23 protein-coding genes are annotated in these 26,044 nt (G+C 28.8%); 11 read left to right on the top strand and 12 right to left on the bottom strand.

The window, feature by feature from the left end; translation table 11 throughout:
- Positions 1–7: 7 nt before the first annotated feature.
- The 9 genes from Lupro_RS09985 to Lupro_RS09945 are packed head-to-tail and all read left to right on the top strand — an operon-like array spanning position 8 to position 8,797.
- Positions 8–1,129 carry an NADH-quinone oxidoreductase subunit D gene (locus Lupro_RS09985; protein ID WP_068209566.1) on the top strand — a complete coding sequence of 374 codons (1,122 nt, stop codon included), beginning with the start codon at positions 8–10 and terminating at the stop codon, positions 1,127–1,129.
- Between the two features lie 9 nt (positions 1,130–1,138).
- A complete protein-coding gene (gene nuoH / locus Lupro_RS09980) occupies positions 1,139–2,218 on the top strand; it encodes an NADH-quinone oxidoreductase subunit NuoH (protein ID WP_227807440.1) in 1,080 nt (359 codons plus the stop codon).
- Between the two features lie 21 nt (positions 2,219–2,239).
- Complete coding sequence (locus Lupro_RS09975) at positions 2,240–2,716, top strand: 4Fe-4S binding protein (RefSeq protein ID WP_068209563.1); 477 nt, start codon at positions 2,240–2,242, stop codon at positions 2,714–2,716.
- A 4-nt stretch (positions 2,717–2,720) separates the two neighbouring features.
- On the top strand, positions 2,721–3,230 hold the full coding sequence (locus Lupro_RS09970; RefSeq protein ID WP_068209560.1) for an NADH-quinone oxidoreductase subunit J family protein: 510 nt from the start codon (positions 2,721–2,723) through the stop codon (positions 3,228–3,230).
- A gap of 6 nt (positions 3,231–3,236) precedes the next feature.
- On the top strand, positions 3,237–3,554 hold the full coding sequence (gene nuoK, locus Lupro_RS09965) for an NADH-quinone oxidoreductase subunit NuoK (RefSeq protein ID WP_068209557.1): 318 nt from the start codon (positions 3,237–3,239) through the stop codon (positions 3,552–3,554).
- Positions 3,555–3,608: 54 nt separating this feature from the next.
- The gene (gene nuoL / locus Lupro_RS09960) at positions 3,609–5,525 is read left to right on the top strand and encodes an NADH-quinone oxidoreductase subunit L (RefSeq protein WP_068209554.1); all 1,917 of its coding nucleotides are present in this window, start codon (positions 3,609–3,611) and stop codon (positions 5,523–5,525) included.
- A gap of 9 nt (positions 5,526–5,534) precedes the next feature.
- Positions 5,535–7,022 carry a complex I subunit 4 family protein gene (locus Lupro_RS09955; protein WP_068209551.1) on the top strand — a complete coding sequence of 496 codons (1,488 nt, stop codon included), beginning with the start codon at positions 5,535–5,537 and terminating at the stop codon, positions 7,020–7,022.
- A 12-nt stretch (positions 7,023–7,034) separates the two neighbouring features.
- Positions 7,035–8,459 carry an NADH-quinone oxidoreductase subunit N gene (locus Lupro_RS09950; protein WP_068209547.1) on the top strand — a complete coding sequence of 475 codons (1,425 nt, stop codon included), beginning with the start codon at positions 7,035–7,037 and terminating at the stop codon, positions 8,457–8,459.
- Positions 8,460–8,470: 11 nt separating this feature from the next.
- Positions 8,471–8,797, top strand: coding sequence for a hypothetical protein (locus tag Lupro_RS09945; protein WP_068209544.1), 327 nt, complete (start codon positions 8,471–8,473; stop codon positions 8,795–8,797).
- On the opposite strand, the gene Lupro_RS09940 is transcribed toward Lupro_RS09945, so the two are convergent.
- From Lupro_RS09940 to Lupro_RS09885, 12 genes are all read right to left on the bottom strand, one after another.
- Entirely contained in the window at positions 8,790–9,809 is a 1,020-nt protein-coding gene (locus Lupro_RS09940; protein WP_068211576.1) for a glycosyltransferase family protein, read from the bottom strand. The two genes, Lupro_RS09945 and Lupro_RS09940, sit on opposite strands and share 8 nt — an antisense overlap.
- Positions 9,810–9,813: 4 nt before the next feature.
- On the bottom strand, positions 9,814–10,677 hold the full coding sequence (locus Lupro_RS09935) for a UDP-2,3-diacylglucosamine diphosphatase (protein ID WP_068209541.1): 864 nt from the start codon (positions 10,675–10,677) through the stop codon (positions 9,814–9,816).
- Positions 10,678–10,783: 106 nt separating this feature from the next.
- Positions 10,784–12,601 carry a cation:proton antiporter gene (locus tag Lupro_RS09930; RefSeq protein ID WP_068209538.1) on the bottom strand — a complete coding sequence of 606 codons (1,818 nt, stop codon included), beginning with the start codon at positions 12,599–12,601 and terminating at the stop codon, positions 10,784–10,786.
- Between the two features lie 34 nt (positions 12,602–12,635).
- Complete coding sequence (locus Lupro_RS09925) at positions 12,636–13,106, bottom strand: CYTH domain-containing protein (protein ID WP_068209535.1); 471 nt, start codon at positions 13,104–13,106, stop codon at positions 12,636–12,638.
- Positions 13,107–13,124: 18 nt separating this feature from the next.
- Positions 13,125–14,384, bottom strand: coding sequence for a YaiO family outer membrane beta-barrel protein (locus Lupro_RS09920; RefSeq protein ID WP_068209531.1), 1,260 nt, complete (start codon positions 14,382–14,384; stop codon positions 13,125–13,127).
- Positions 14,384–16,801 carry an LTA synthase family protein gene (locus tag Lupro_RS09915; RefSeq protein WP_068209528.1) on the bottom strand — a complete coding sequence of 806 codons (2,418 nt, stop codon included), beginning with the start codon at positions 16,799–16,801 and terminating at the stop codon, positions 14,384–14,386. Before Lupro_RS09915 ends, Lupro_RS09920 begins: the two co-directional genes overlap by 1 nt.
- Positions 16,802–16,820: 19 nt before the next feature.
- Complete coding sequence (locus Lupro_RS09910; protein WP_068209525.1) at positions 16,821–18,257, bottom strand: glycosyltransferase family 2 protein; 1,437 nt, start codon at positions 18,255–18,257, stop codon at positions 16,821–16,823.
- A gap of 3 nt (positions 18,258–18,260) precedes the next feature.
- On the bottom strand, positions 18,261–19,364 hold the full coding sequence (locus Lupro_RS09905) for a HEAT repeat domain-containing protein (protein ID WP_068209521.1): 1,104 nt from the start codon (positions 19,362–19,364) through the stop codon (positions 18,261–18,263).
- An 18-nt stretch (positions 19,365–19,382) separates the two neighbouring features.
- Positions 19,383–19,751, bottom strand: a complete 369-nt coding sequence (locus Lupro_RS09900; protein ID WP_068209518.1) for a response regulator transcription factor — start codon at positions 19,749–19,751, stop codon at positions 19,383–19,385.
- Complete coding sequence (locus Lupro_RS09895) at positions 19,741–22,071, bottom strand: hybrid sensor histidine kinase/response regulator (protein ID WP_068209515.1); 2,331 nt, start codon at positions 22,069–22,071, stop codon at positions 19,741–19,743. The genes Lupro_RS09900 and Lupro_RS09895 overlap by 11 nt, the downstream gene beginning before the upstream one ends.
- Before the next feature lie 287 nt (positions 22,072–22,358).
- Entirely contained in the window at positions 22,359–23,810 is a 1,452-nt protein-coding gene (locus Lupro_RS09890) for a hypothetical protein (RefSeq protein ID WP_068209512.1), read from the bottom strand.
- A 111-nt stretch (positions 23,811–23,921) separates the two neighbouring features.
- The gene (locus tag Lupro_RS09885; RefSeq protein WP_068209509.1) at positions 23,922–24,434 is read right to left on the bottom strand and encodes a hypothetical protein; all 513 of its coding nucleotides are present in this window, start codon (positions 24,432–24,434) and stop codon (positions 23,922–23,924) included.
- A gap of 119 nt (positions 24,435–24,553) precedes the next feature.
- On the opposite strand from Lupro_RS09885, the gene Lupro_RS09880 reads away from it, so the two are divergent.
- Positions 24,554–25,069, top strand: a complete 516-nt coding sequence (locus Lupro_RS09880; RefSeq protein ID WP_068209506.1) for an RNA polymerase sigma factor — start codon at positions 24,554–24,556, stop codon at positions 25,067–25,069.
- Between the two features lie 51 nt (positions 25,070–25,120).
- Positions 25,121–26,014 carry a FecR family protein gene (locus tag Lupro_RS09875; RefSeq protein ID WP_068211574.1) on the top strand — a complete coding sequence of 298 codons (894 nt, stop codon included), beginning with the start codon at positions 25,121–25,123 and terminating at the stop codon, positions 26,012–26,014.
- The last annotated feature ends 30 nt before the right edge of the window (positions 26,015–26,044 follow it).

Here is a 26,044-nt window from a genome sequence, read left to right as displayed (position 1 = left end):
TTTTTCTATGACCAATCAAGAAGTAAAAAATAAAATAAAAACAGAAGAGTATTTCGTTAATATGGGGCCTCAACACCCTGCCGCACACGGAGTGTTACGTTTATTATTAACCATTGATGGTGAAATAATAAAAAATGTAGAGCCAGATTTAGGTTACATACACCGTTCTATTGAAAAAATGTGTGAACGAGATAGCTATCAACAAATAGTTCATTTAACTGATAGAATGGATTATTTATCTTCACATATTAATAATGAAGCTGTTTGTTTAACCGTTGAAAAAGCATTAGAACTTGAGGTAAGTGATAGAGTTAAAGTTATAAGAACTATCATTTCTGAATTAACCCGCTTAGCTTCTCATCAATTATGGTGGGGTGTTATGGGAATGGATTTAGGGGCATTAACTACTTATTTTTATGCCTTTAGAGATCGTGAAATGATTAATGATATTTTTGAAGAAACTTGTGGTGCTCGTTTAACAATGAATTATAACGTACCTGGAGGATTGATGTTTGATATTCATCCTAATTTTGTAAAACGAACCAAAGAATTTATTAAGCATTTTAAAACTAAATTACCTGAATATGACAGATTGCTAACGGGGAATGTAATTTTTGAAAAACGCACAAAAGGAGTTGGCATATTAACAAAAGAAGATGCTATTTCTTACGGTGTTTCTGGTCCAGTTGCTAGAGGCTCTGGATTTGCCAGTGATGTACGTAAACACCATCCGTACAGTGCATATGATAGAGTTGATTTTAAAGAAATTCTTTTTACTGAAGGAGATACATATTCAAGATATAAAGTTAGAATAGCTGAAATGTGGGAATCTATGTCCATCATTGAACAATTAATTGACAACATCCCTGAAGGAAATATTAAAGAGACCACAAAAGCTGTAATAAAATTACCGAAAGGAGAGTTTTACCAACGTGTAGAAACTGCAAGAGGTGAATTGGGCGTTTATATAAATAGTACGGGAACTAAAAACCCTTATAGAGTTAAATTTCGCTCACCAGGGTTTTCAAATTTATCAGTACTAAACCACATTACTAAAGGTGTTAAAATTGCAGATTTAGTTGCTACTATGGCTTCATTTGACTTTGTAATTCCAGATATAGATCGTTAATTATAGATTATGAATTTTTTAATGATGAACATACCGTTAAACATTACCAAAACTATCCATGATTGGATATTTTCAATAATGCCAGAAATGGCCGCAAATATCACAGAATGGGTTTTAATTGCTATTGTATACCTAGCATTATTTGCCGTAGCTGGTTTATATTTAGTATTACTAGAACGTAAAGTTGCTGCTTGGTTTCAATTAAGACTTGGCCCTAATAGAGTTGGTCCTTGGGGATTATTCCAAACAATGGCTGATGCCTTAAAATTAGTTTCAAAAGAATTAACCAGTAATGATAGAATTGATAAATTTTTATACAATCTGGCCCCTTACTTTGTTATTGTAACATCGTTAATGGCAATGGCTGTTTTTCCATACTCAAAACAATTTCAAGGTTTTGATATCAATATTGGTATCTTCTTCTTATTTGCTATTTCTTCAATTGGCGTTATTGGAATTTTAGTTGCAGGATGGTCTAGCAACAATAAATTCTCTTTAATTGGAGCAATGCGTAGTGGCTTACAAACTATTAGTTACGAATTATCAGTTGGCCTATCAATTTTAACAATGGTTTTACTCACGGGCACATTACAATTATCAGAAATTGTAGAAATTCAACGTACAGGAGGTTGGTTAATTTTACAAGGTCATATTCCAGCTATTATTGCATTTATGATTTTTATGATTGCTGGTACGGCAGAAACAAATAGAGCTCCTTTTGATTTAGTTGAAGCTGAATCTGAATTAGGAGCTGGTTTTCATACGGAATATTCAGGAATGAAATTTGCCTATTTCTTTTTAGCAGAATTTATCAACATGTTTATTATAGCTTCAATTGCTGTTGTGTTATTTTTTGGCGCTTGGTTATCTCCTTTCGGAATTACGGAAGGTATCACTTGGTTTCCTGAAGTAATCTGGTTTTTAATTAAAGTGCTAATAATCATATTTTTAATGATGTGGTTTCGTTGGACATTCCCTCGTTTAAGAGTGGATCAATTATTAACCTTAGAGTGGAAATATTTATTGCCACTAAATTTGGTTAATTTACTAATAATGGCAATTGTAATTTGGTTAAACTGGACAATTTAATAAATGATATAATACTATATAATGAGTTATTTTTCAGATATATATAACGGAATAAAAACCTTACTCACCGGAATGAGTGTTACAGGAGGTTATTTTATTCGAGCTCGTAAAGGAAGTTTAACACAACAATATCCCGATAATAGAGAAACTTTAAAAATGTTTGATCGGTTTCGAGGGGAAGTTGTAATGCCACATGATAAAAATAATGAACATTACTGTACAGGCTGTCAATCATGTGAAATTGCTTGTCCAAATGGTTCTATTGAAATTATTTGGGACAGAGCTGTTGATCCTGAAACTGGGAAAAAGAAAAAAAAGATAGATAAACACATTTATCATCTGTCTATGTGTACTATGTGTGGTTTGTGTATAGAAGCTTGCCCTACTGACGCCATTGTTTGGGCTCAGAATTATGAAAATTCTGTTTATGACAGAGCTGCATTAACAAAAGTATTAAACCAACCAGGATCCGTAGTAAAAGCCGGAATAGAAGATTAATATTATGGAAGCAACAATATTTTATATACTAGCGGCATTTATAGTAATTTTTGCCATTGCATCAGTTACAAGCCGTAAAATTTTAAGAGCAGTAATATATTTATTATTTGTTTTAATTAGTATTTCAGGACTGTATTTTATGATAAACTACAACCTTTTAGCAGCCATACAATTAACCGTTTATGGCGGTGGTGTAATAGTGCTATTTATATTTTCTGTTTTACTAGTTCATCATGTTGAACTAGAATTGGAAAAAACACCTATTAAGAGAAAAATTATAGCTGGTTTACTTAGTATTGTTGGTTTAGGAATTACGCTTTGGGCAATTTTTACCTACCATTTTCAAACTGCAAACACCTACAAATCTATTGAAGTAGCTGATATAGGTTATAAATTATTAGGTTATGGAGACGGTGGATTTATTTTACCATTTGAAGTAATTAGTGTGTTATTAGTTGCCGTTATGATAGGAGCTATTATTATAGCCAAAGGAAAAAAATTAAAAGAAAATTAGTCAAAAATGATTGAAGGTATTAGTATTTACGAAATTTTAACCCTAACAAGTATCTTGTTTTTTATTGGAACTTATGGGTTTTTTACAAGAGAAAACTTAATTACAGTATTAATGTCTATCGAATTAATTTTGAATGCTTCGGCTGTTAATTTTGTAGTTATTAACACCTATTTATATCCCGATTTTTTACAAGGAGCTGTATTTTCAATTTTTATAATTGCATTGGCTGCAGCTGAAACCGCATTAGCCATAGCAATTATTATCAATTTATATAAACTGGTTTACTCTGTAGAAGTGAAAGATACAGAAACTATGAAATATTAATAAATTATAGTTTAAACAAATTAATAATTAAGACAAAAATTTAAATCATAAAAAATGGATTTTAGTTATACTATATTTATTCCGTTGATTCCCTTGGCCTTATTCTTAATATTAGGAATATTTAGCAAAAAAATACCCCCTTCTATTTCAGGATGGTTAGGTTCTTTAGGTTTAGCAACTTCATTTGCATTATCACTTTATACAGCTTACCACTACTACTTGGGAGGAAAGCTAAATGGTGTTTATCAAACCTTTACCTATAAAAGTACTTGGCTAATATTCTCTGATAAATTACACATAGATATGGGTGTTTTAATTGACCCTATATCAGTAATGATGTTGGTGGTTGTTTCAACAATTTCTTTTATGGTTCACCTATATAGTAGAGGATATATGAAAGGAGATGATGGTTATACTCGCTTTTTTGCCTACTTAGCTCTGTTTAGCTTTTCTATGTTTGGACTGGTTTTAGCAACCAATTTGTTCCAAATGTATATTTTTTGGGAATTGGTAGGGGCTTCTTCATTTTTATTAATTGGTTATTATTATACGAAACCTTCTGCTGTTGCTGCAGCAAAAAAAGCGTTTATTGTTACTCGTTTTGCCGATTTAGGTTTTTTAATTGGAATATTACTTATTAGCTATTACAGTGGAACTTTTGATTTTAGTGAAATAAATAACCCTGAAGGTTATGTTATTACCAGTTGGGCTTCTACCTCATTTATGGGCTTATCCGTAATGACTTGGGGATTAATTTTAATATTTATGGGAGGAGCAGGAAAATCGGCTATGTTACCATTTCATATTTGGCTGCCTGATGCAATGGAAGGCCCTACTCCTGTTTCGGCTTTAATACACGCTGCCACCATGGTTGTTGCTGGTGTATATTTAGTAGCAAGGCTATTCCCTGCATTTTCTTTTGTTGAAAACGGATTTGCTTTGGAAGTTGTAGCCTATGTAGGAGCTATTTCTTCTTTGGTTGCAGCAATAATTGCTTTAACACAAAATGATATTAAAAGAGTTTTAGCTTTCTCAACAATGTCTCAAATTGGCTATATGATGTTAGCTTTAGGTGTGTCAAAATATGAAGGGCATGAAGGGTTAGGTTATATGGCTTCAATGTTTCATTTGTTTACACACGCTATGTTTAAAGCCTTACTATTCTTAGGTGCTGGTTCTGTTATTCATGCAGTTCATAGTAATTATTTAAAAGATATGGGTGGCTTACGCAAATATATGCCTGTAACTCATATTACATTTTTAATTGCTGCATTGTCAATTTCAGGAGTTCCATTTTTTGCTGGGTTCTTTAGTAAAGATGAAATTTTAGCTGCAGCTTATGAACACAATATGCTTATTTATATTAGTAGTGTGTTTGTTGCTGGTTTAACAGCTTTTTATATGTTTCGTTTGTATTTCGGAATCTTTTGGGGAAAAGAAAAACAATATGAACACACTCCTCATGAATCTCCAATGTCAATGAAAATACCTTTAATGTTTTTAGCCTTTATGAGTATTGCTGCTGGGTACATTCATTTTAGTGATTATATTACTGCAGATCGCAAACCTTTTGCAGCACACTTAAATTACTCTTTAGCCGCAATTGCAACAACCGTTGGACTAATAGGTATTTTACTTGCTTACATTTTCTACAAAAAAGAGAATAATTTAGCTGATAAATTTTCACATGCTTTTGGAATATTTTATAAGTGGACCTTCCATAAATTTTATTTTGATGAAATCTATTTATTTGTAACTAAGAAAATAATATTTGGTGTTGTAGCATCAACTGTTGCTTGGTTTGATAAATATGTTGTTGATTCTTCAATGATAGGCATTGGGAATGTAACTGTATCTTTTTCGAATAAAATAAAAGGAATGCAATCTGGAAAGTTTCAAGATTATGCAATGGCATTTGTAGGTGGAGGTGTTATACTCGCAATGGTTGTTTTTTATATATGGATAAATTAATTTAATGTAATGGATATTTTATCACTTTTTGTAATAGTACCTGTTTTAACTGTTTTAATTTTAGCTTTTGCTAAAAATTTAAAACAAGCAAGAATAATATCACTAATAGGAATGGCAATTCAATTTGCAATGTCAATAAATTTAATATTTGCTTATATAAAAGAGCGAGCTGTAAATAATGACATTATGGTTTTCACCAAAGATGCTGTTTGGTTTGAAAGCTTGAACATTCATTACAGTATTGGAGTTGATGCAATTTCAGTAGTTATGATTGCGTTAACATCTATTATTGTTTTAGCTGGTGTATTTATTTCTTGGAAAATAGATGATTTACCTAAAGAATTCTTTATTTCGTTGATTGTTTTATCATCGGGAGTTTTTGGGTTTTTCATTTCAACCGACTTATTTACACTATTTGTTTTCTACGAAATTGCTGTAATTCCAATGTATCTACTAATTGGTATTTGGGGTTCTGGCCCTAAGGAAAATTCTGCAATGAAATTAACCTTGATGTTAATGGGTGCTTCAGCTGTATTATCGGTAGGTATCTTTGGAATATATTTTAATTCTAATGCTGATGGAGGAGCGTTAACATTTAATATTTTAGAAATTGCAAAAGTTAATATTCCTCTTGCTGCTCAAAATATATTTTTCCCTTTGGTTTTTGTTGGCTTTGCTGTAATTGGGGCTCTGTTTCCTTTCCATACTTGGTCACCATCAGGTCATGCTTCTGCACCAACTGCAGTATCTATGTTACATGCAGGAGTACTTATGAAATTGGGAGGTTATGGTGTGTTTAGAATCGCCATGTATTTATTACCACTAGGTGCTTTAAGTTGGTCTAATTTCTTCTTAGTTTTATCTGCTACTGGTGTTATTTATGGAGCTTTTGGAGCTATTATGCAAAAAGATTTAAAATATGTAAATGCTTATGCTTCTGTTAGCCACTTAGGTCTCGTTTTATTTGCTTTACTAATGTTAAATAAAACGGCTTGGAATGGAGCTATTATTCAATCTTTATCTCATGGATTGTTAACCGCATTATTCTTTGCTCTAATTGGAATGGTGTATGGAAGAACACATACACGTGAAATATCTAAATTAAGTGGTTTAATGAAAATTTTACCTTTTATAGGCGCTATTTATGTAATTACTGGTTTAGCCTATTTAGGATTACCTGGTTTTAGTGGTTTTGTGGCTGAAATGAATATTTTTGTTGGTGCTTTTGAGCATCCTGATATGTTTCATAGAATTCTAACAATAATTGTAGTTTCATCTATTGTTGTTACAGCTGTTTATATTTTAAGAATGGTAGGTAAAATTATGATGGGGCCTATTACAAATGATGAATATAGAAAATTACCGAAAGCAACCTGGTATGAAAAAGTAGGGTTGGTATTACTAATGATTCCTGTTGTTATTATTGGTGTAATGCCTCTTGGATTAAGTGAAATGATTAAAGCAAGTATTCAACCGTTTTTAGAACGGTTACTCTAAAAAATTAAAAATATGAACTGGGAAAGTTTACTATTAATGCGTTCAGAAATAGGGTTATTGGCAATTATATTATTGTTAGTAATTTTCGAAATATTTTCTAACAAGAAACAAAAAGCAAGTATAATTCCATTTGCACTTATTTTATTAACAATAAATACAGTGATAGGTTTTTTACCTTTAAATACCGGTGAAATATTTGGCGGAATGTTTAGAACAAATGCCCTATTACATTTATTTAAAACTACACTAAGTATTGGTGTTTTAATTTTATTGTTACAATCTGCTGATTGGCTTAAAGAAAAGGTAATTACTGAAAACAAATCAACAGAATTTTTAATTCTTATTTTATCTTCTTTACTAGGTACATATTACATGATTTCTGCTGGAGATTTTTTAATGTTCTATATTGGCCTTGAATTAACAACACTTCCTGTTGCCGCTTTAGTAGCTTATGAAACCTTTAAAAGAAAATCTGCTGAAGCAGGTGTAAAATATATTTTGTCTTCTGCTTTAGCTTCGGGTTCTACAATATTTGGTGTTTCTCTATTATATGCAACTACAGGAACCATCTATTTTGATGCTATGGCTGAAATTTTAACAATTTCAAATCTTTCTATCTTAGGATTTATATTTTTCTTTTCCGGTTTGGCATTTAAAATTTCACTAGCTCCATTTCATTTTTGGACTGCTGACGTTTATGAAGGTGCGCCTATAAATGTAGCCTCTTATTTATCTGTTATATCAAAAGGTGCAGCTGTAGTTATTTTAATGATCGTTTTATTTACTGTTTTTAAGCCCTTAATTCCTATTTGGAGTAAAATTATATACATCATTGCAATAGCCACTATGTTTGTTGGAAATCTTTTTGCTTTAAGACAACAAAACATGAAACGTTTTTTAGCGTATTCTTCAATTGCACAGGCTGGTTTTATCTTATTAGGTTTATTATCTGTTGATCAATTGGGTGCTACAACTGTTGTTTATTTTGTAGCTGTTTATATTTTCTCAAATTTGGGAGCTTTTGGTGTTGTACAAGCAATATCAGCCGCATCAAATAAAGAAAATATTGATGATTATGAAGGGTTTTACAGAACCAATCCAAGGTTAAGTATGGTTATGATGCTATCTTTATTTTCATTAGCAGGAATACCTCCATTAGCAGGTTTTTTTGGTAAATTCTTTTTATATGTGGCTGCTGCAAGTAAAGGTTATTATATTTTAGTATTTATTGGAGTTGTAAACGCTACAATTTCATTGTATTATTATTTATTGGTGATTAGAGCTATGTTTTTACGAAAAAACCCTGACGCTATCCCATATTTTAAAAGTAAACCTTACATGAAATTAGGCTTAATTATGGCAGCTGTAGGTATTTTAGTTGCAGGTTTATACAGCCCATTATATGAGTATATTTTCTCAATTAGTAATAGTTTTTAAATTAATTTAGTATGGCACTAGGAGGCAAACATTTGTTTGGGAGTATTGAAGATCAACGAGTTACTTTTGTTGAAAAAAAGACAGATGAAAACCGTAAAGATTTTTTAAAAAAATTATTAGAACACAATGGTTTTGAAGTAGTTATTCAAGAAGAAAAAAGAAAATCTGAAGAAGAACCTCAATTGTATACCGTTGCTGTAACTGATATGGTTTTTAACCCAACTATATGGGTGTTTGAACGTAAATTAAAAACCTTAGATGGTAGAAAAGTAACGCACGAGTATTGGAATCAAAAAACTGAAGAAACCAAACCTCAATATTGGAAAAATTCTAAATAGTTTCTAATTCAGAAATAGTTGCCTTTTCAATAAATTCGTATAAAATATAATCTACTATCTGTTGGGTTTCATTTGGAAAATCTAACTCAACTTTTTCATTACTTTCAATCCAAGTTTTAATTTTTGAAATGTGCTTCTTTTTTAAAGATTTTAACGTTGGCACACCTAATTCTTCCAATGCTTTTGCATTAAAGTGCTGTTCGTATTGATTTTTCATAGGTATTACCAATAATTTCTTTTTTAAAAAAATGGCTTCTGCCGGACTTTCAAAACCTGCTCCGCATAAAATTCCTTGACAAGAAGCTAAACTTTTTTCAAATTTTTCACTATCAATTGGCTTTACAAATACATTCTTCTTTTGGTAATATTTTTTTGCTTCTTTAGAAAAAACTTTCCATTTTACACCTTTAATTCTAGATAGTACGTCTATTATTCTTTTGTCAGAATATGCGGGTAAGTACACTGTAAAATGATCTTTCTCAGTACGTTTAAGCAACCTAATGTTATTTCTAATAATTGGAGTATATACTTTGTTGTTATATTTTTTAAAATGAAAACCATAATTGTATGCACATTTTGCATAATTTTTAATAATGAAGCTACCTAGTAAATCCCTATGGAAAGGTTTAGGTACATTTTTAGTATATAATATACTTTGGTGACTAAGAGATATACTTTTTACACCTCTCAACCTACACGCCCAAGCTGATATTGGCTCAAAATCATTAATTATTAAATCATAATTTTTTACTGGACACTTTCTAATTTCTGAAAATATTCTAAAAATATTATTGTTTTTTAGTGTTTTTACAAAATCAATTCCTCCGTTTTTACCAAAGTAAAAACTAAGCCCTTTATACCTATAATTTATAGTGTAATCTAAAACTACTTCTGCCTGAGTACCACTTATTAAAATATCTACTTGAGCTCTATTTAATAACGCTGGTATTACTTCTTTCGCTCTGCTTAAATGCCCGTTACCTGTACCTTGTATTGCGTATAATATTTTCATGCTTTTAATTTTTAAAATTAAAGTCTTCAACCAATTCTCCAAAAATTTCTTTAGCAGTTTTATCTATAACATCTATTTCATTATTTATTACTTTAAAATCTTCTTTTTTGTAATGAGCATCATTGTATTTATACAAAGACCACTTTTTATTATTATATTCTAACGCTGTTAAATTCTCTATCCAATCACCAGAGTTCAAATACATTACCTCTCCTTCATTTGTAACAATATTTTTAATAACAGGTTGGTGTATATGCCCACAAACAACATAATCAAACTTGTTTTGGATTGCAATATTCGTAGCCGTTTTTTCAAAATTATTTACAAATTTTACAGCAGATTTTACACTGTCTTTAATTTTTTTTGATAATGAAATCTTCCCTTTTCCAAAAAACTCACTAATATTGTTTACCAGTTTATTTATAAGTATTAACAAATCATATCCTTTTGCGCCTAGTTTTGCTAACCATTTTGAATGCTCCATAGTAACATCAAAAACATCTCCGTGAAAAAACCAAGCTTTTTTACCATCCAATTCAAGTACTACTTTGTTTTTTATTGAGAAAGAACTGATTTTAAAATCAATGAATTTTCGAAGCATTTCATCATGATTCCCCGTGATATAATAAATTTCTTTACCTTCAGAAATCCAGCCAATTATATATTTTATCACTTTCATATGTGCTTTTGGCCAATAGCTTTTCTTAAACTGCCAAATGTCAATTATATCTCCATTAAGAATTATGGTTGTAGGATTGATACTTTTGAGGTAGCGTAACAATTCTTTTGCATGACACCCATAAGTACCTAAGTGAACATCTGAAATTACAACAACATCAAGTTTTCTTTTCTTCTTATTTGAATTCACACATCAAAATTTACATTCAAAACTATTTATTGAACTTATTTGGGGTGCAATTAAAGGTATTATTGTAATTTTAATGTTTAGTAATTATTATTAATAAGTTAAAAAACTAAATAATTTTTTTTCCAAGATAAATTAATATATTTCCTTTCTCAATTTTAGAAGAGTCTTTTAATGAGGAAATTATGTGTATTTCATTATTGTTATCTTTTAAAAATAAAGGTACAGCCTGTGGTTCTTTATCAATTTCCTTTAGTAAAGCTATGTAGTGCTCGTTTGAATTTATAGTAACTTCATTTATTAGTGGGAAATCTCGAACAATTTCACTTAAGTTAATATAATCGTCATTATCTATAAATAAATTTTGAACAGGTACTGTGTTGTCTGCTTTCATTTCATCACTTGAAATAAGTCTGTAAGCTCCTTTCTCTCCAAATATTTTAGTGAATTTCTCAATTGCAAATTCATTTACAGAAGCACTTCCGGTGAGTGCTAATAAAAACCCTATATCATTTAATTCTATATTTTCAATCAAATCATCTGAATAAACATTTCCTTCTATGGCTTCTAACCCAAGTGATTTCGCCTTATTTATATGATTTATGTTACTATCTATTAAAACAACTCTTCTGTTATTTTTTTGCAAATACAAAGCTATTAAGCGTGCAAAATTTGACGCACCAATAATAATAATTCCATTAGATGATTTTAAGAATACTCCTGAAATTTTAGCAAATAACCTAGCCGTTGTAGCATTTAATAAAACTGTTCCCAATACAACCATAAACACTAAAGGTGTAATATATTCAGCATCTGGTTCACCTTCCATTGATAACTTCAATCCAAATAAAGAAGCAATACCTGCAGCAACTATACCTCTTGGGCCTACCCAACTTATAAATAATTTTTCATTTAATTTTAATCCTGAATTTATTGTACTAAAAAAAACAGATAAAGGTCTAAGTATCAAAATAATAATTGCAAATAATAACGCTGTTTCCCATCTATACAACAACAACATATCTTTAATATTCATGTTGGCTGCCAAAAGAATAAACAAAATTGATATTAACAAAATACTTAAAGATTCTTTAAAGTATAAGATTTCTTTCAATTCATTTATTTTCATATTTCCAAGTACCATTCCCATAATAACAACAGCTAATAATCCTGATTCATGAGCAAACAAATCTGATAAAACAAATACAGCAAGGACACTAGAGAGAACAATTACATTTAATAAATAATGAGGAATTACTTTAAATTTAATAGCATAAAAGAGTGCATATGCTGATGTAAACCCAATTGAAGTCCCAATAATTATAATTTTACCAAATTCTATAAGAGCTTCTTTTGTATATTCATAACCTTCTCCAACAATTATAAATTCAAAAACTAATACAGATACCAAGGCTCCTATTGGATCTATTAAAATACCTTCCCATTTTAAAACCGCCGACACATCTTTTTTAAGTGGTATATTTCGTAAGATTGGAGCTATTACAGTTGGCCCTGTAACAATAATTAAGGCAGAAAACAAAAAGGAAATTTGCCAACTTAAATTAAATATAAAGTGTGCTGCTATTCCTGCACCAATAAAAGTAATTAGAGAACCAACTGTTATTAGCTTTAAAATAGAAGATCCTACATTTAAAACCTCTTCTTTTTTAAGTGTTAAACCTCCTTCAAATAAAATTATACTAATGGCTAATGAAACAAAATTAAACAAACGTTCACCTGGAAACAAACCTTCTTTTCCATTCCAAACAGGCTCTAATAATTTGGTTCCGTCTACTGTATATAGTGTTGATATTGGGCCTACTAGTAAGCCAATTATAATTAGAGGTAAAATAGCTGGAATTTTAAATTTCCACGCTACCCATTGAGCAATGATTCCTAAAACTATAATTCCTGCTAATTCTAACATATTTTTTCAATTTATGTAGCAATATAATTATAATTTACCATTTATTAAATGATTTTTGGGCCAACATAGCGTTGTAATATTTTACTTGCCCCGTAACTTCATCTCCTAACCAATCAGGTTTTTTAAAAGTTGTATTTACATTTGGCAGTTCAATTTCAGCTACAATAAGCCCTTTATTTTCACCTAAAAATTCATCTACCTCAAAAAAAAGGTTATTGCTAGCCGGAATAATGTATCTTACTTTTTCTATTATTGTATTTTCACAAAGAGCTAATAAACTTTCTGCATCAGTTTTAGAAATTTCTTTTTCCCATTCAAATCGAGAAATCCCTTTATTATCACTAATTCCCTTAACGGTAATAAACCCTTTATTTTCTCTAATTCTAATGCGAACAGTTCGTTCAGGTACTGTTGATAAAAACCCTTGAGCTATGCTATATTTCTTAATAGCTAAATTTTTAAAATCACCTTTAACTAAAAATTTTCGTTCTATTTCAACAGCCATATTAACTCTTTATAATGTTTATCTAAATTTTACTTCCCAAGAAAACACAAAAGAATATATCCAAAAGTAATTTCCTGGATCAAAAGTGATTTCTTGATGAATAATCTCAAACCTTGAGCCCCATAAATTTTTATTGTTTTTAGAAGAAAAATAATATCCTGAATTTAAATTTTGAGATTGTAAATTAATAATTAAATTTTCATTTCCTCCAAAATTAAATCTATCTATTTCAGGAGAATATCCCATTCCAAATGCAACTGAAAAATAATTATCTGCATCTTTTCTGTATTTTCTATAGTTTAAAGTTCCCGATTTACTAATTCCATTATCATTTGGAGTTATGTATGTTCTAAAAGCCCAATAACTATTACCTGTATACCAACCAATAGAGCCAGTATAAATAGTGGTTGTAGAAGTATATTTTAAAGCTCTGAATCCTGCTGAAATTTCAAAACTCTTAGGTAAAGATTTATACAGTTCTGCTCCATATCTATAATCTGGAAATAAAAATGTATTTGCAAATCCAACATTTAAGTAAGCGTATAAGCCTTCTACAATTTTAGGGTATAAATCAACTTCAAATTGCATTCCATTTTCTTGGAATCTTCTGCTAAAATTTACTTTGGCGATTAAACTTCCGTATTTAGTTTGTCTACTGTATTTTAATGTGTGTAATTGCATTGGGTCAAACACTTCAGAATACAAATCAACTGCAGCTCTTAAACCAATAGTATTAAAACTCAATGCATTTATTAAACTATTTTTATAATCTAGTGCTTTTTGATTACTGGGGTTTAATAGAATAACTTGCTCAACTGTTGCCAATGCATCTTCAGGATTCTTTCCATTTTGTTGTGCTTTTGCTTTCAACAATAAAATTTCTTCATTGTTTGGAAAATATTTTAAAGCTGTAGTTGTTAATTCTAATGCTTTAAAAGGAGATTCACTCCACAACTCATTGTTGATAGCTGCAATCCAAGTTGTTTGTCTTTGAGGATCTTTATTTAATACATACATAAATTCTTTTCTTGCTTTTTTATAATTGCTATCCCAAGAGTATGTACTAGCTAAAAAGGCTCTAATATCATGATAATTAGGGTACTTTGTTAAAATAAACAACAAAGAGTCTTGTGCTTGTTTTCTATGCTTATTAAATGCTAACTCTCTAGCTACTTCAAAAGCAGAATCGGGGTTTCCATCAAAAACTTTTTGTTGACCAAATACATGTATTGAACTAAAAATAACGACGATATAAAAAATTAGGATTGATTTTGACATTAGTTTTGGAGTGTATTTTTAAACGATTTATATTCTTTATTTTCGGAATATTTTAGCAACAAACTATCAATAATAAAATTCGATTGTTGTATGTCTTCCATTCTTTTAAGTGCTTTTGCCATTTTAAAACTAACTGATGGATTGGTTATTTCATTTTTTAATGCTTTTTTATAAATGGCAACAGATTTTTTATCTTGGTCTGACCACCAATACAAGTCGAGTAAAGCAACATATCCATCTGAATAATAAGGATTTCTTTTTAATACGTTTAAAAATGCTGCTTCTGCCTTTTTATATTGCCCATTCCAAGCAAAAGTTCTTCCTTTTAACGTTCTCGCATCAGCATGGTTTGGCAATTCATTTAAAATATAATTACATAATAACTGTGCTGTTTTATACTCTTTATTAAATGCTTTTTCTCGGGCAAGAAAAAATATTTGATCATAATTTAACTCTTTAGTTAATTTTTTAATAGTAGCTTTTTCGGTATCCGTAAATTTAAAATTAGGCTTTCTGTAAATATTTAATGAATCTGGATAAATTTTATTTCGTTTGGTTAGGTAGGCATTTATATTTTTAAATTTCTCTAATGAGTCTTTAATTGTTTTTAGAAGCTCGTCTTCTTTCACTTTATAAATTCCAAAATGACTGTTAATTTTGTACAGATCACCTGCTGAATACAAATAATCTTTATACATAAAATCATTAATCTTTCCTTTATAACGCATAAAAGCTATTTGGTGTATATTCCTAAATTGTTTGGCTGTATCTAGGCCTTCACTTATCCAAGACACCTCTTCTATTGGGTTTAAGTTATAATTATTCATTAAAAAAGATACTAAACTTGGGGTAATATCCCAATGCGAAGAAACCGATTTAAATGTAACTGCTTTTTTTAATAATGGACTTGTAATATATAAAGGCACATGAAAACGGCATAATTTATCTTTTTGTGTAATAGGAATTAACCGATGATCACCAGTAATGATAAAAATGGTGTTTTCATATTCTGGTCTTTTTACATACGCTTCCATGAAATTTTTAATAGACGTATCTGTGTACAATAGGCTTGCAAAAATAGCTTTGTTCTCTACTACTTTATCTCTGTCAATTTTTAAAATTTTTTCTGAATTTAAAATACTGTCAACTCTCTTTAAATATTTTTCTTTGTTGGGAAATGAAAATGGCTCATGGTTTGTAAGCGTCATCACTATATCTAATCTTGGTAACTTTTTATTTTGAATTGACTCCAACATTTTTTTAAATATTTCCTCGTCAGGATACCCCCAAGAAAATCCACCTTCATTAGCTGCTGTTTTTTGATACTTTGGGCCATATTTACTTTCATCAATTACATCATCAATTTGATTGTATTCTAAAAAGTTGATTTTCCTGTCAAAACTTGAAGGATCTCCTGAATAATAAGACGTTGTATAGCCATTTGCCTTTAAAATACTAATTAGAGAAATATGAGAAGGTGTGTTATGAATTTCTAAAAATCCTGTATCTCCAAATGGTAAAGAAGCTGTTAAAGATGGTAATATTCCGAAAGTTCTTCCAGTGTTACTTACAAAATTTTCCCAATACAATGATTTTGATATTAATGAATCTAAATATGGTGTAAAACCTGCATAGGTATGATTTCCAACAAATTCACCTCCCAAACCTTCAACCATTATAATTACAATGTTTGGCTTACTTTTTGAAATGTTAAAAAAAGGTTTTAGTACGTCATTTATTTTTGAAGATGATTTAAGTAGAGGGTAATCATCTCTCCCATATAAATTTGCATTTGATTTGTATTTTTCAGTATGGAAGTTTATAATTTCAGTAACTAAATACTGTGTTTTATTTTGAAATAATTCATTTGATGCATCTGCAAATACCAGTTTTAAACTTCCAAAAATTAATATTAACAATATAGAAATAATAAGTACTCTAGAACCATTCAACCATTTTTTTAGGAACCAGTAAACTCCATAAAACAAACCTATTAGTAATAAAAATGGTAGAAATGTATACAGTGATAAAGAAACCGACGATGTTACTGTAGTGTACATATCATTATATGAATACCCTAACAAATCTGCTCCTAAATTAATATGGGTTGTTAAACTATATTTTATTAAAGATGCTTGTATTAATAAAATAATTAAAAATAATACTTGAAAAACTGAAGTCGTATATTTTTTTAAAATAAGGCCAAATAGCCAAAATAGTGGGAAAAAAACTATTCCTAAGAATGTAACTGCCCAAAAATCATTTAAAAGCTTATATACAATAATATTTAATGCCGATAAATTTTTATCATAATCTGTTAAAAGCCATTCAACAAAACTACCAATCCATAATAGAATCAATAGCGTGAATACCAGCTGGAAGTAACTAGTCAATAATTTTGAAATCTTTAGCTTCATATTTACTTATTAATTGTATTTATTTATTAATATTTCCCAAGCCTTTTCTTGTCATTTCTCCCCATTTTTTCTTTTTATTAAAAAAATAATCTAAGTTTCCTCTCACAGCTGCGTATAAAATAAAAGGGTGTAAAACAAAAGGTTCTAACAAACTTATAATTATTAATTTTAAGCCTGTTTTTTTCTTTTTGTATTGATGGTAAGTTAACTCTTCTGAAAAAATAGCTCCCAATGATAACAGTATTGTAAATAAGTAGGCCAAAATAAAAAATGCCAATGCATAATCCCATTTCACTTCATTTAGTGCAATTAAAATTCCAAAATAAATAATCCCTATAACTTCAATAACTGGTGCAAAACGTTCAAAAATTAGCCAATAAGGATAACTTAACAACCCTAAGTTTCTATAATTAGGATTAAAGCCAATTTTACGGTGTTTTCTTAAAACTTCAATAGTTCCTCTAGTCCATCTATTACGTTGTGAAATAAATATTTTATAATTATCAGGAGCTTCAGTCCAACATAGTGGGTCTGGAATATAAGCAACCTTATAGTTTACTTTTTCTTCTTCTAAATATCTTCGTATTCGTACAATTATTTCCATGTCTTCACCCACTGTTGAGGTATCATACCCTCCAACTTCAATAGCAATTTTTTTATCGAACATACCAAATGCCCCCGAAATAACAAGCAATCCATTTAACCTACTCCAAGCCATTCTTCCCAATAAAAATGATCTTAAATATTCTAGTATTTGCGCTTTTTCAATAAGCTTTGTTGGTAAATTTACATCCATTAATTTACCATCTTTGATAATACTGCTATTTGCAATTCTAATAACTCCTCCTGTAGCTACAACTCTTTTTTCTGTTGCTTCTAAAAAAGGTTTTACCATTTTTTGTAAAGCATCTTCTAATAATAGACAATCCACATCAATACAGGCAACATACCTACTATTACTAATATTTAAGCCCATATTTAGCGCGTCTGCTTTTCCTCCATTCTCCTTATCAACCACAATTAGTTTTTCAAATGCTGGATTGGTTGATTTAAAAACTCCTTTGCGAAGTGGTTGCGTACTTATTTGTTGATTTATTAAATAATTAACATTAACCAAGTCATACGCCTCTATAAGTTTTTCTAAACTGTTGTCTTTACTACCATCATTTACAATAATTACATCATAATTAACATAGTGATTAGATAGTAACGATCTAACATTTTCAACAATATTTAAACTTTCATTGAATGCTGGTGCTATTATTGAAATTGAAGGAGCTGCATCAGATGAAAGTATTTTTTTATAGTTAACAAAACTATTTTTTTTAAAATATTCAATAGTTTCAAAAGCCGATATTATTGATAAAATTATATAAGACGAAATAGCTAAAAAAGCATAGCCAAAAAACAAATAATGAATTACCTGTATAATACCATTTAATGTGGTTGTATTCATATATTAATTTTTTTGGACGAAATTTAACACCTTTGTATTTTTAAATGCCGTTTTGCTGGTAAACAGTTGAGAAAAAGTATTTTTATTTATAGATTTTAACATTTTTAAGGCTGCTAGTTGAATTTCAAAATTGTTGTTATAAATATTTTCTGTTATAAATTTTTCATCTGATGGTTCAAAAATATTTTCTAACATTTTAAAAATAGCAATTTGCTCCTCTTCACTATAACTTTTGAAATTGGTTTTTAAAATAGGTTTAACATCTGTCACTTGTAAATGAGTTAAAACCAAAATAACTTGTAATCTTATTTTCTGATTTTCATGGTTCATTAATTGCATTAATGTGTCAACATTTTCATATTTATTATACATTTTAGCTAATTTTAAGGCAAACATAACCACCGAATCATTTTTAGATATTAACCAATCTGTAATTTCCGGAATTTCCTGATTTTCAAGATGTTTTAGTTCTTCTAGCAATTCAATTTGATCCCATTCAGATAAATATGATTCTAAACTAGACAAAAATTTAAGTCCTCCAAAATGGAATAAACTAACCAAATATAGTTGTACTTCTTTTTGTACCTCTTTTTTAGGATGATTCATTAATTTTTTAATCTCTGAATATGCTGCTTTTACCTTAAACTGAGTTAGTTCTTTTATTCCCTTGGCTATTTCGTACCAATTTTTACTTTTTAATTGTTGATAGGCAAACTCTTTTAGATTTGATTGTAAATAAATATGTTGAATGTTTTTTTCAATTTCACCTGAAATTTCATTTTTTAACTTTAGTAAAGTTTCAATAATAATTTTTCTATTAAAATCAACATTAATTTCAGTGTTAATTATATTTATGAATTCATCCTCTTGGTAACTAGCATTATCTCCATCAGGTTCATTAAACAAAAAGGATAATAGTAAGGTTTCGTATTTTTTTTTATACTCTTCCTTTAAAACTTCTTTTTTTCTTAACGAGTTCCTTAAAATTTTCAAATAAATTACAAAAATAACTACAAGAAAGCTCAAAAAGCTACTCACTATCCATACTAATTGCAATAAGAATGGTAATTGCTGAAAATAGTTTTGAATAATTTTAAATGTTTCCAAGTTAATTTTATTATTAGGTTACAACAACAAACGTTTAATTCTAATTGTTAACTCATTGGGACTAAAAGGTTTTGCCATAAAATCACTGGCTCCTAAATTAAATGCTTTTAACACCATTTCCTCTTGTCCTGCTGCAGAAAAAACAATAATTTTGGTTTCTAAATTTAATTTATTTCTAACATGGCTTATCACTTCTAATCCACTTACAAAAGGCATCATTATATCTGTTAAAATTAAATTTGGGTTGTGTTTTTCTATAAGCTCTATGGCTTTCTTCCCGTCTTCAGCTACTAAAACTTCATATCCTTCTTTTTCTAACTTAAACTTTAACAGCAATGAAAGTGTAGAATTATCTTCTGCTAAAACAATCTTTTTTTTATTGTTCATCTTTTAATAATTTTAGTTCTGTTAATAATTCAGTTTTAACATCTTTAAGTATTTCATTACATAAGTTAATACGCTCATCAACATTATTCAATTGTTGTTTTTCTCTAAATCTATTTACAAGGTCATGAATTACTTGATCTAACTTTGAAATTCCAAACATCCTTATGCTTGGTTTAATTTTATGTGTAGCTTCATGCAAAAGTTTCCAGTTTTTACTTCTAAATCCTTTATCTAATATTTCTAAAAACTCATCAATATCATTTATAAAAGACTCTATTAATAATGCTAAAATAGAGCTTTCGTTCATTGTTTCTTCTCTAATAAATTTTAAGTCTATATACTTTTTAGATTTAGGTTTAATTTGTTTTTCAATGTTTTCAGGATTTTTATCATTATTTTCTTCAGTAATTTTCCCATATTTTTTTAACAACTTGTAAACTTCAGCAGGTTTAAAAGGTTTAAAAATATAATCATCCATACCCGCATTTATGGCTCTTTTAATGTCATTTTTAGAGGTATAAGCAGTCATGGCAATTACTGGTATTTTAGATACTTGTTCAGAAATATCATTTTTAATAATTTTTGTTGCTTCATAACCATCCATAATAGGCATTTGAATATCCATTAAAATAACATCGTATAATTTTTGTTGGGTTTTTTTCACACCTTCTATCCCGTTATTTGCAAGATCAACATTGCATCCCCATCTTTTTAGCCTAGTTTTACCAAGCAGTTGATTTGTTTTATTATCATCTACCAATAAAATATTTAAGTTCAATGGTTTATCCATAGCTAAATCTTCTTCATGCTCTTCAACTTTTGTTTTACTAGAGCTTTTTTGCAGTGGTAATGTAAATTTAAAAACACTTCCTTTTCCAAATTTACTTTCAACTGTAATTTGCCCACTTAATAAGCTAACTAATTTTTTTACAATTGTAAGTCCCAAACCTGTACCTCCATAAATTCTAGAAGTATCACTTTTTGCCTGTGTGAATGCTCCAAATACCGTATTTATTTTATTCGAAACTATGCCAATACCTGTATCTTGAATTTCAAAAAAAACTGTTGTACTCTTTGTTGACTCTTTTAGTTGTTTAACCGAAACAGTTACTGATCCTTTATTTGTGAATTTAATAGCATTTCCAATTAAGTTTAGAAGTATTTGCCCTAATCTGGTAGGGTCTCCAACAACTTCTTTTGGTGTGTTTGAATCAATCTCCAAGTTTAAAGAAATATTTTTCTCACGAGCTTTTATTTTCATAAGTCTAACAACTTCATTTAATTGTTTATGTAAATTAAATGGAATTACTTCAATTTCTAATTTTCCTGATTCTAATTTTGAAAGGTCTAAAACATCATTAATTAGAGAAAGTAAAATTTCTCCTGAGTTTTGCATTGTTTCTAAATGTAACTTTTGTTCTGTGGTTAGTTTTGTTTCAAGTAATAAATCTGTGAATCCAATAATTGCATTAAGTGGGGTTCTAATTTCATGACTCATATTTGCTAAAAATTCATTTTTAACTTTTAATGACTCTTCAGCAGATTCTTTAGCTTTTTTTAATTCAATATCTGTTAATATCCTATCTGTAATATCCGTTCCAACAGAAATATAAGTATCGTTTACGCCTTTTGATATGTGCCATTCTATCCATTTATATTCTCCGTTACGTGCTTTAATTTTTCGTTTAGATATATCAACAAAATTTTTTATACTGAAATTGACATAATTATTAATTGCTTCTTTAGTTTTGATTGCTTCTTGTTTATTATCGTAAGTAACATCCCACCATTTATCTCCCATAATTTCTTCAACTTCATATCCTAACATTTTTTTTACTGAGGGTGATGAGTAAATAATTTCATCTTTATTATTACTAACCATAACAAGAGAATTAATATTCTCTAAAATTTTATCTGATTGTATTTTTGATGCTTCTTTCTTTTTCCAATAAGTAATATCTGTTCCTACAGAAACTATTTCATTATCACTTAAAGAGTCTCTCCACTCAATCCATTTTACATTCCCGTTTTCACATTTTAATTTTCTTCGATATGGCGTTGGATTAAATTCTCTTTTTCCAGATATAGTTTCTTTTATTTTATCTCTAAATAATTTGCTTTTTTCTTTTGAAAAAAAAGTTAAACTCCACCACTGTTTACCTAATAGTTTCTTAGATTTATAACCAATAAGTTTTTCTGTTGTTGGGGAAATATAGGTTACTTCACCTTTTCTATTATATGAAATCACTAATATATCAGCTTCATTTAATAGCAAATTAGAAATTGTTGAATTTTCTATTTCTTTGTTTTTTATTTTCACTATTTCACTTTATTTAAAGATACTTTTTTATTCTTTATTTTTACAATGTAGATTAAATTTTCATTCATCTACTGTTTTTATTTTTAGTAAAACATTTAGAATTAAAATAACTGAACTAATTTTGATATAAATTTAAATTCTATCATTATAAATATAATAATTTATTTGAGTTTTTAAGTAATTATTAATTCAAGTTATAAAGTTTTATTTCACAAAAGTTTATAACTAGAAAAAGCCACTTAAAAAAGTGGCTTTTAATGAAATTAAATTAAACTAAAGAGGGGTCTCTAAATACGTTCAAACACTAAATTACTCTCTTCATTTCCTGAGTCGTCTAAATTATTTACCTCAACTCTAGTATTTTTAATATCAACCGCTAACCAATTTTTATTAAATTTATTAAAGGGCATGTTTTCGCCAAAGTTTAATTCTAGTTTTAGCTTTTCATCTTCATAAAAAACAGACCAACTCCCTTCTATTGTATTATCTCCTTTAGTTGCAGTTACTAAAGAATTATTTTTAAAATCTATAACAAAATCATTATAATTTGTGATTTCATTTTGTCCTTCATAATTAAAATTAGCAACCAACCAAGTTCCTTCACTTAATATATTTATTAATTCGGTTTTACTATCATTTTCCTCGTTATCATTATCATCACATACTATCTCCAATGTTAGTCTATTTTGGTTTGATCGCAAATCTATTTCATTATCATCATTCATTTCGTAAACCATCCAATTGAATGAAAAATCTGGGTAGTCTTCAAAATAAATATTGATGTATTTCCCTGCTTGAGAATTATTTCCCATACCCATACCGTCTTGCGATGTTATAAGTTCCCATGTTCCATATATATAATCTCCTGCAATAATAGTTACAACAGTTCCATCTTCTAAAAATGTAAATATAAAATCTGTGTACTGCGCTGTTATATCAATATCGTCTATAATTATTTTGTGAATATTCCAGCTACAGGTTTGCAATAATTCAGAAATTTGATTTTCTGTGCAATGCATACAATCATCATCATCATAATCATTATCATCATCTTCATCGCACATAAATTCAGCATCTTCCATTAAGCTACCCATTTCTTCCATATTGTTGACTATTTCTTCAGTACCATCATAAAGTTTCATTGTAATTGGAAAATTGATTGAAATTATGTTACCATCACCTAAATGATTTACAAGAGCGTAAAACTGCATGTCATTAGTAACTACAACTGTTTCAATTAGTTGACTGTTAGCGTCATATTTTGATAATGTAATGGGGTATACAAAATCTAAACATTCAATATCATCATCTATTTCGTTTTCATTACCACATTCACTGGCTAAATTTTGTAATTCTTCAATAGTATTGACTGTAATTTCTGTATAATCACTTAAAGTAATTACAATTGGAAATACTATTTGTAAAATATCATCATCATCTTCAAATTCATCAAAAATTTGCTCAATAAGTTCAAAATCTGATTCATTTTCAATAGCAATTTCTACGCCATTTGCTAAAACTGTTACCGGTAAACTTACGGTTATACAACTTGCTTTATCAATGATATTATCTTTTGAACCATCTTGAGAAACGGTACGCTGTACTAGAGTGGCTACTTCAGATGCAGCATTTAAGGTTTCACTTTCAGAAGATTGTTCTATACTGTTAATTTCGGTTTGACAAGAAATAAAAACAATAATACTTAAGCTTAATAGTAAAAATTTGCTGATTGTTTTCATAATTAAATGTTTGTGTTTATATATGTAACATTTTAAACTTAAGTTACCCTACCTTAAAATTAAAAAAATCTTCCAATACATTTGTACTGGAAGATTATTAATTCAAAATAATTATTGTTTATACCCCTCAAAATGGTAATCCATGCCATTTACTTTAAAGGTATAATCAAATGAGTTTTGGCTCATATCAAATCCTCCAAAATGTTCATCACCTTGTTTGTGTTCATCGTTTAAATGTTGCATCCATTCATTTTCACTTCCCATCATTCCTCCATTCATCTCCCTATCCCCTTCCATATGTCCGTACATTCCTTCAAAATCGCTTCCTGTTAAACACACCTTAATATCTTCATTATCTCTAAATAAATCTAACGTTTGGGTTGTGTCAAAATTGTCATTGTAGCAATGCACTTGAATTTCATTACCATTCATTGTTATTTCTACAGTTGCTTGGCTTGTTGTTTCTGTAACAGATTTGGTATTAGATTTTCCTGCTACGTTTGTTGAAAGAGTTCCTTCGTAGATTCCTGCAACATCATTAAAACTTAAATCATCATTCTTATCACAAGAAATAAATAGTAATAAAAAGAAATTTAGATAAAGTAATTTGCTTATAATTTTCATAATTTATATAATTTGTGTGTTATTAATACTCTTGTAACAATCTACTTTAAAAATACCCTACCTTATTTTTAAAAATTTTATCTTTGCGTTTAATTTTAATAAATCTCCAATTAATATTAATGGATATTAACAAGAATAATAATTATTGTGATGAAAAAATATTTAGTGATTTTTTTATAAATCACTCTAAATTATTAAACAATTATATATTCTATAAATGTGGTAATTCTAATTTAGCAAGTGACATTGTTCAAGATGCTTTTCTTAAGTTTTGGAGTAATTGTAAAAAAGTAATTCCGGGAAAAGCCAAATCTTTTCTATATACTATTGCCAATAATTTATTTTTAAATGAATATTCTAAAAGCAACGTTGTACTTACCTTTAAAAACTCTCAAACAAAAAATTACACCAATGAATCTCCTGAGTTTTTATTAGAAGAAAAAGAGTTTGGCATAAAGTTACAACGTGCAATATCAAATTTATCTGAAGCTCAACGAATAGCCTTCTTAATGAATAGAATTGACGGTAAAAAATACAAAGAAATTGCTGAAATTTTAGAGATTTCAGTAAAAGCAGTAGAGAAAAGAATTCACAATGCACTGTTAAATTTAAGGAGTGAAATAGAAAATTTATAAAATTAAGGTAGGGTATTTTTAAAATTGACTGTTATACGTATAATGAAAGGTATGAAAGAAAATAATTTTTTAGCCAAATGGCTTGCAAACGAAATTTCAGAAACTGAACTTAAAAAATATTTAAGTGAAGACGAGGTACGTACCTACAAAAAAATTGTTTCCCATTCAAATAAACTTGAAGCACCTGTTTTTAATGCTGAAGAAGCGCTAAAAAAATTAAATTTAAAGAATTCTAAAACAAAGGTAAGAAGATTAAACTTTCCGAAATTTATATACAAAGTAGCAGCAATTATTATTGTTGTTGTTTCTTCTTACTATTTTATTGGTAATCGCTCACAAAACTATACAACCTCTTTTGCTCAGAAAATCACTTTTAATTTACCAGATAAGTCCATTGTAAATTTAAATGCCGATTCAGAGATAAAATATAAAATACGCAACTGGAAAAATAATAGAAATTTATCTTTAAAAGGTGAAGCTTATTTTAAAGTTGCAAAAGGCTCTAAATTTACTGTAAAAACGGCACTCGGAAATGTAACCGTACTTGGAACACAATTTAATGTTGTAGCTAGAAATAATTATTTCGAAGTTATTTGCTATGAAGGTTTAGTTAGTGCTACTTATAAAAATAACACCATTAAGATTCCTGCTGGAAGCTCTTTTAAAGTCATAAATTCTAAAACTAAGTTTGAAAAAACCATTACAGACTTAAGCCCATCGTGGATTCAAAACAATAGCTCATTTAAAAGTATGCCTTACTGGTATGTAGTTAATGAACTTGAAAGACAATACAATATATCTATTGAGTTTGACAATACACTTTCAAAAAACTTATTTACAGGTAACTTTACACATAACAATTTAAAAAATGCTTTAAAAGCTATTACCATTCCTTTTAATTTAAATTATACCTTTGTAACAAATAATAAGGTTCGTTTAAATTAATAATGAAATTTTTAAAACAATTTTTTTTAA

This window comes from Lutibacter profundi, assembly GCF_001543325.1.
In the GTDB taxonomy this organism is placed as follows: Bacteria; Bacteroidota; Bacteroidia; order Flavobacteriales; family Flavobacteriaceae; genus Lutibacter; species Lutibacter profundi.
This window is presented reverse-complemented; position numbering and strand designations above follow the sequence as displayed.

Coding starts and splice junctions, on each gene's coding strand:
- Lupro_RS09985 (WP_068209566.1), top strand. CDS start 8: ATGACCAATCAAGAAGTAAAAAATAAAATAAAAACAGAAGAGTATTTC.
- nuoH (WP_227807440.1), top strand. CDS start 1,139: ATGAATTTTTTAATGATGAACATACCGTTAAACATTACCAAAACTATC.
- Lupro_RS09975 (WP_068209563.1), top strand. CDS start 2,240: ATGAGTTATTTTTCAGATATATATAACGGAATAAAAACCTTACTCACC.
- Lupro_RS09970 (WP_068209560.1), top strand. CDS start 2,721: ATGGAAGCAACAATATTTTATATACTAGCGGCATTTATAGTAATTTTT.
- nuoK (WP_068209557.1), top strand. CDS start 3,237: ATGATTGAAGGTATTAGTATTTACGAAATTTTAACCCTAACAAGTATC.
- nuoL (WP_068209554.1), top strand. CDS start 3,609: ATGGATTTTAGTTATACTATATTTATTCCGTTGATTCCCTTGGCCTTA.
- Lupro_RS09955 (WP_068209551.1), top strand. CDS start 5,535: ATGGATATTTTATCACTTTTTGTAATAGTACCTGTTTTAACTGTTTTA.
- Lupro_RS09950 (WP_068209547.1), top strand. CDS start 7,035: ATGAACTGGGAAAGTTTACTATTAATGCGTTCAGAAATAGGGTTATTG.
- Lupro_RS09945 (WP_068209544.1), top strand. CDS start 8,471: ATGGCACTAGGAGGCAAACATTTGTTTGGGAGTATTGAAGATCAACGA.
- Lupro_RS09940 (WP_068211576.1), bottom strand. CDS start 9,809: ATGAAAATATTATACGCAATACAAGGTACAGGTAACGGGCATTTAAGC.
- Lupro_RS09930 (WP_068209538.1), bottom strand. CDS start 12,601: ATGTTAGAATTAGCAGGAATTATAGTTTTAGGAATCATTGCTCAATGG.
- Lupro_RS09925 (WP_068209535.1), bottom strand. CDS start 13,106: ATGGCTGTTGAAATAGAACGAAAATTTTTAGTTAAAGGTGATTTTAAA.
- Lupro_RS09920 (WP_068209531.1), bottom strand. CDS start 14,384: ATGTCAAAATCAATCCTAATTTTTTATATCGTCGTTATTTTTAGTTCA.
- Lupro_RS09915 (WP_068209528.1), bottom strand. CDS start 16,801: ATGAAGCTAAAGATTTCAAAATTATTGACTAGTTACTTCCAGCTGGTA.
- Lupro_RS09910 (WP_068209525.1), bottom strand. CDS start 18,257: ATGAATACAACCACATTAAATGGTATTATACAGGTAATTCATTATTTG.
- Lupro_RS09900 (WP_068209518.1), bottom strand. CDS start 19,751: ATGAACAATAAAAAAAAGATTGTTTTAGCAGAAGATAATTCTACACTT.
- Lupro_RS09890 (WP_068209512.1), bottom strand. CDS start 23,810: ATGAAAACAATCAGCAAATTTTTACTATTAAGCTTAAGTATTATTGTT.
- Lupro_RS09885 (WP_068209509.1), bottom strand. CDS start 24,434: ATGAAAATTATAAGCAAATTACTTTATCTAAATTTCTTTTTATTACTA.
- Lupro_RS09880 (WP_068209506.1), top strand. CDS start 24,554: ATGGATATTAACAAGAATAATAATTATTGTGATGAAAAAATATTTAGT.
- Lupro_RS09875 (WP_068211574.1), top strand. CDS start 25,121: ATGAAAGAAAATAATTTTTTAGCCAAATGGCTTGCAAACGAAATTTCA.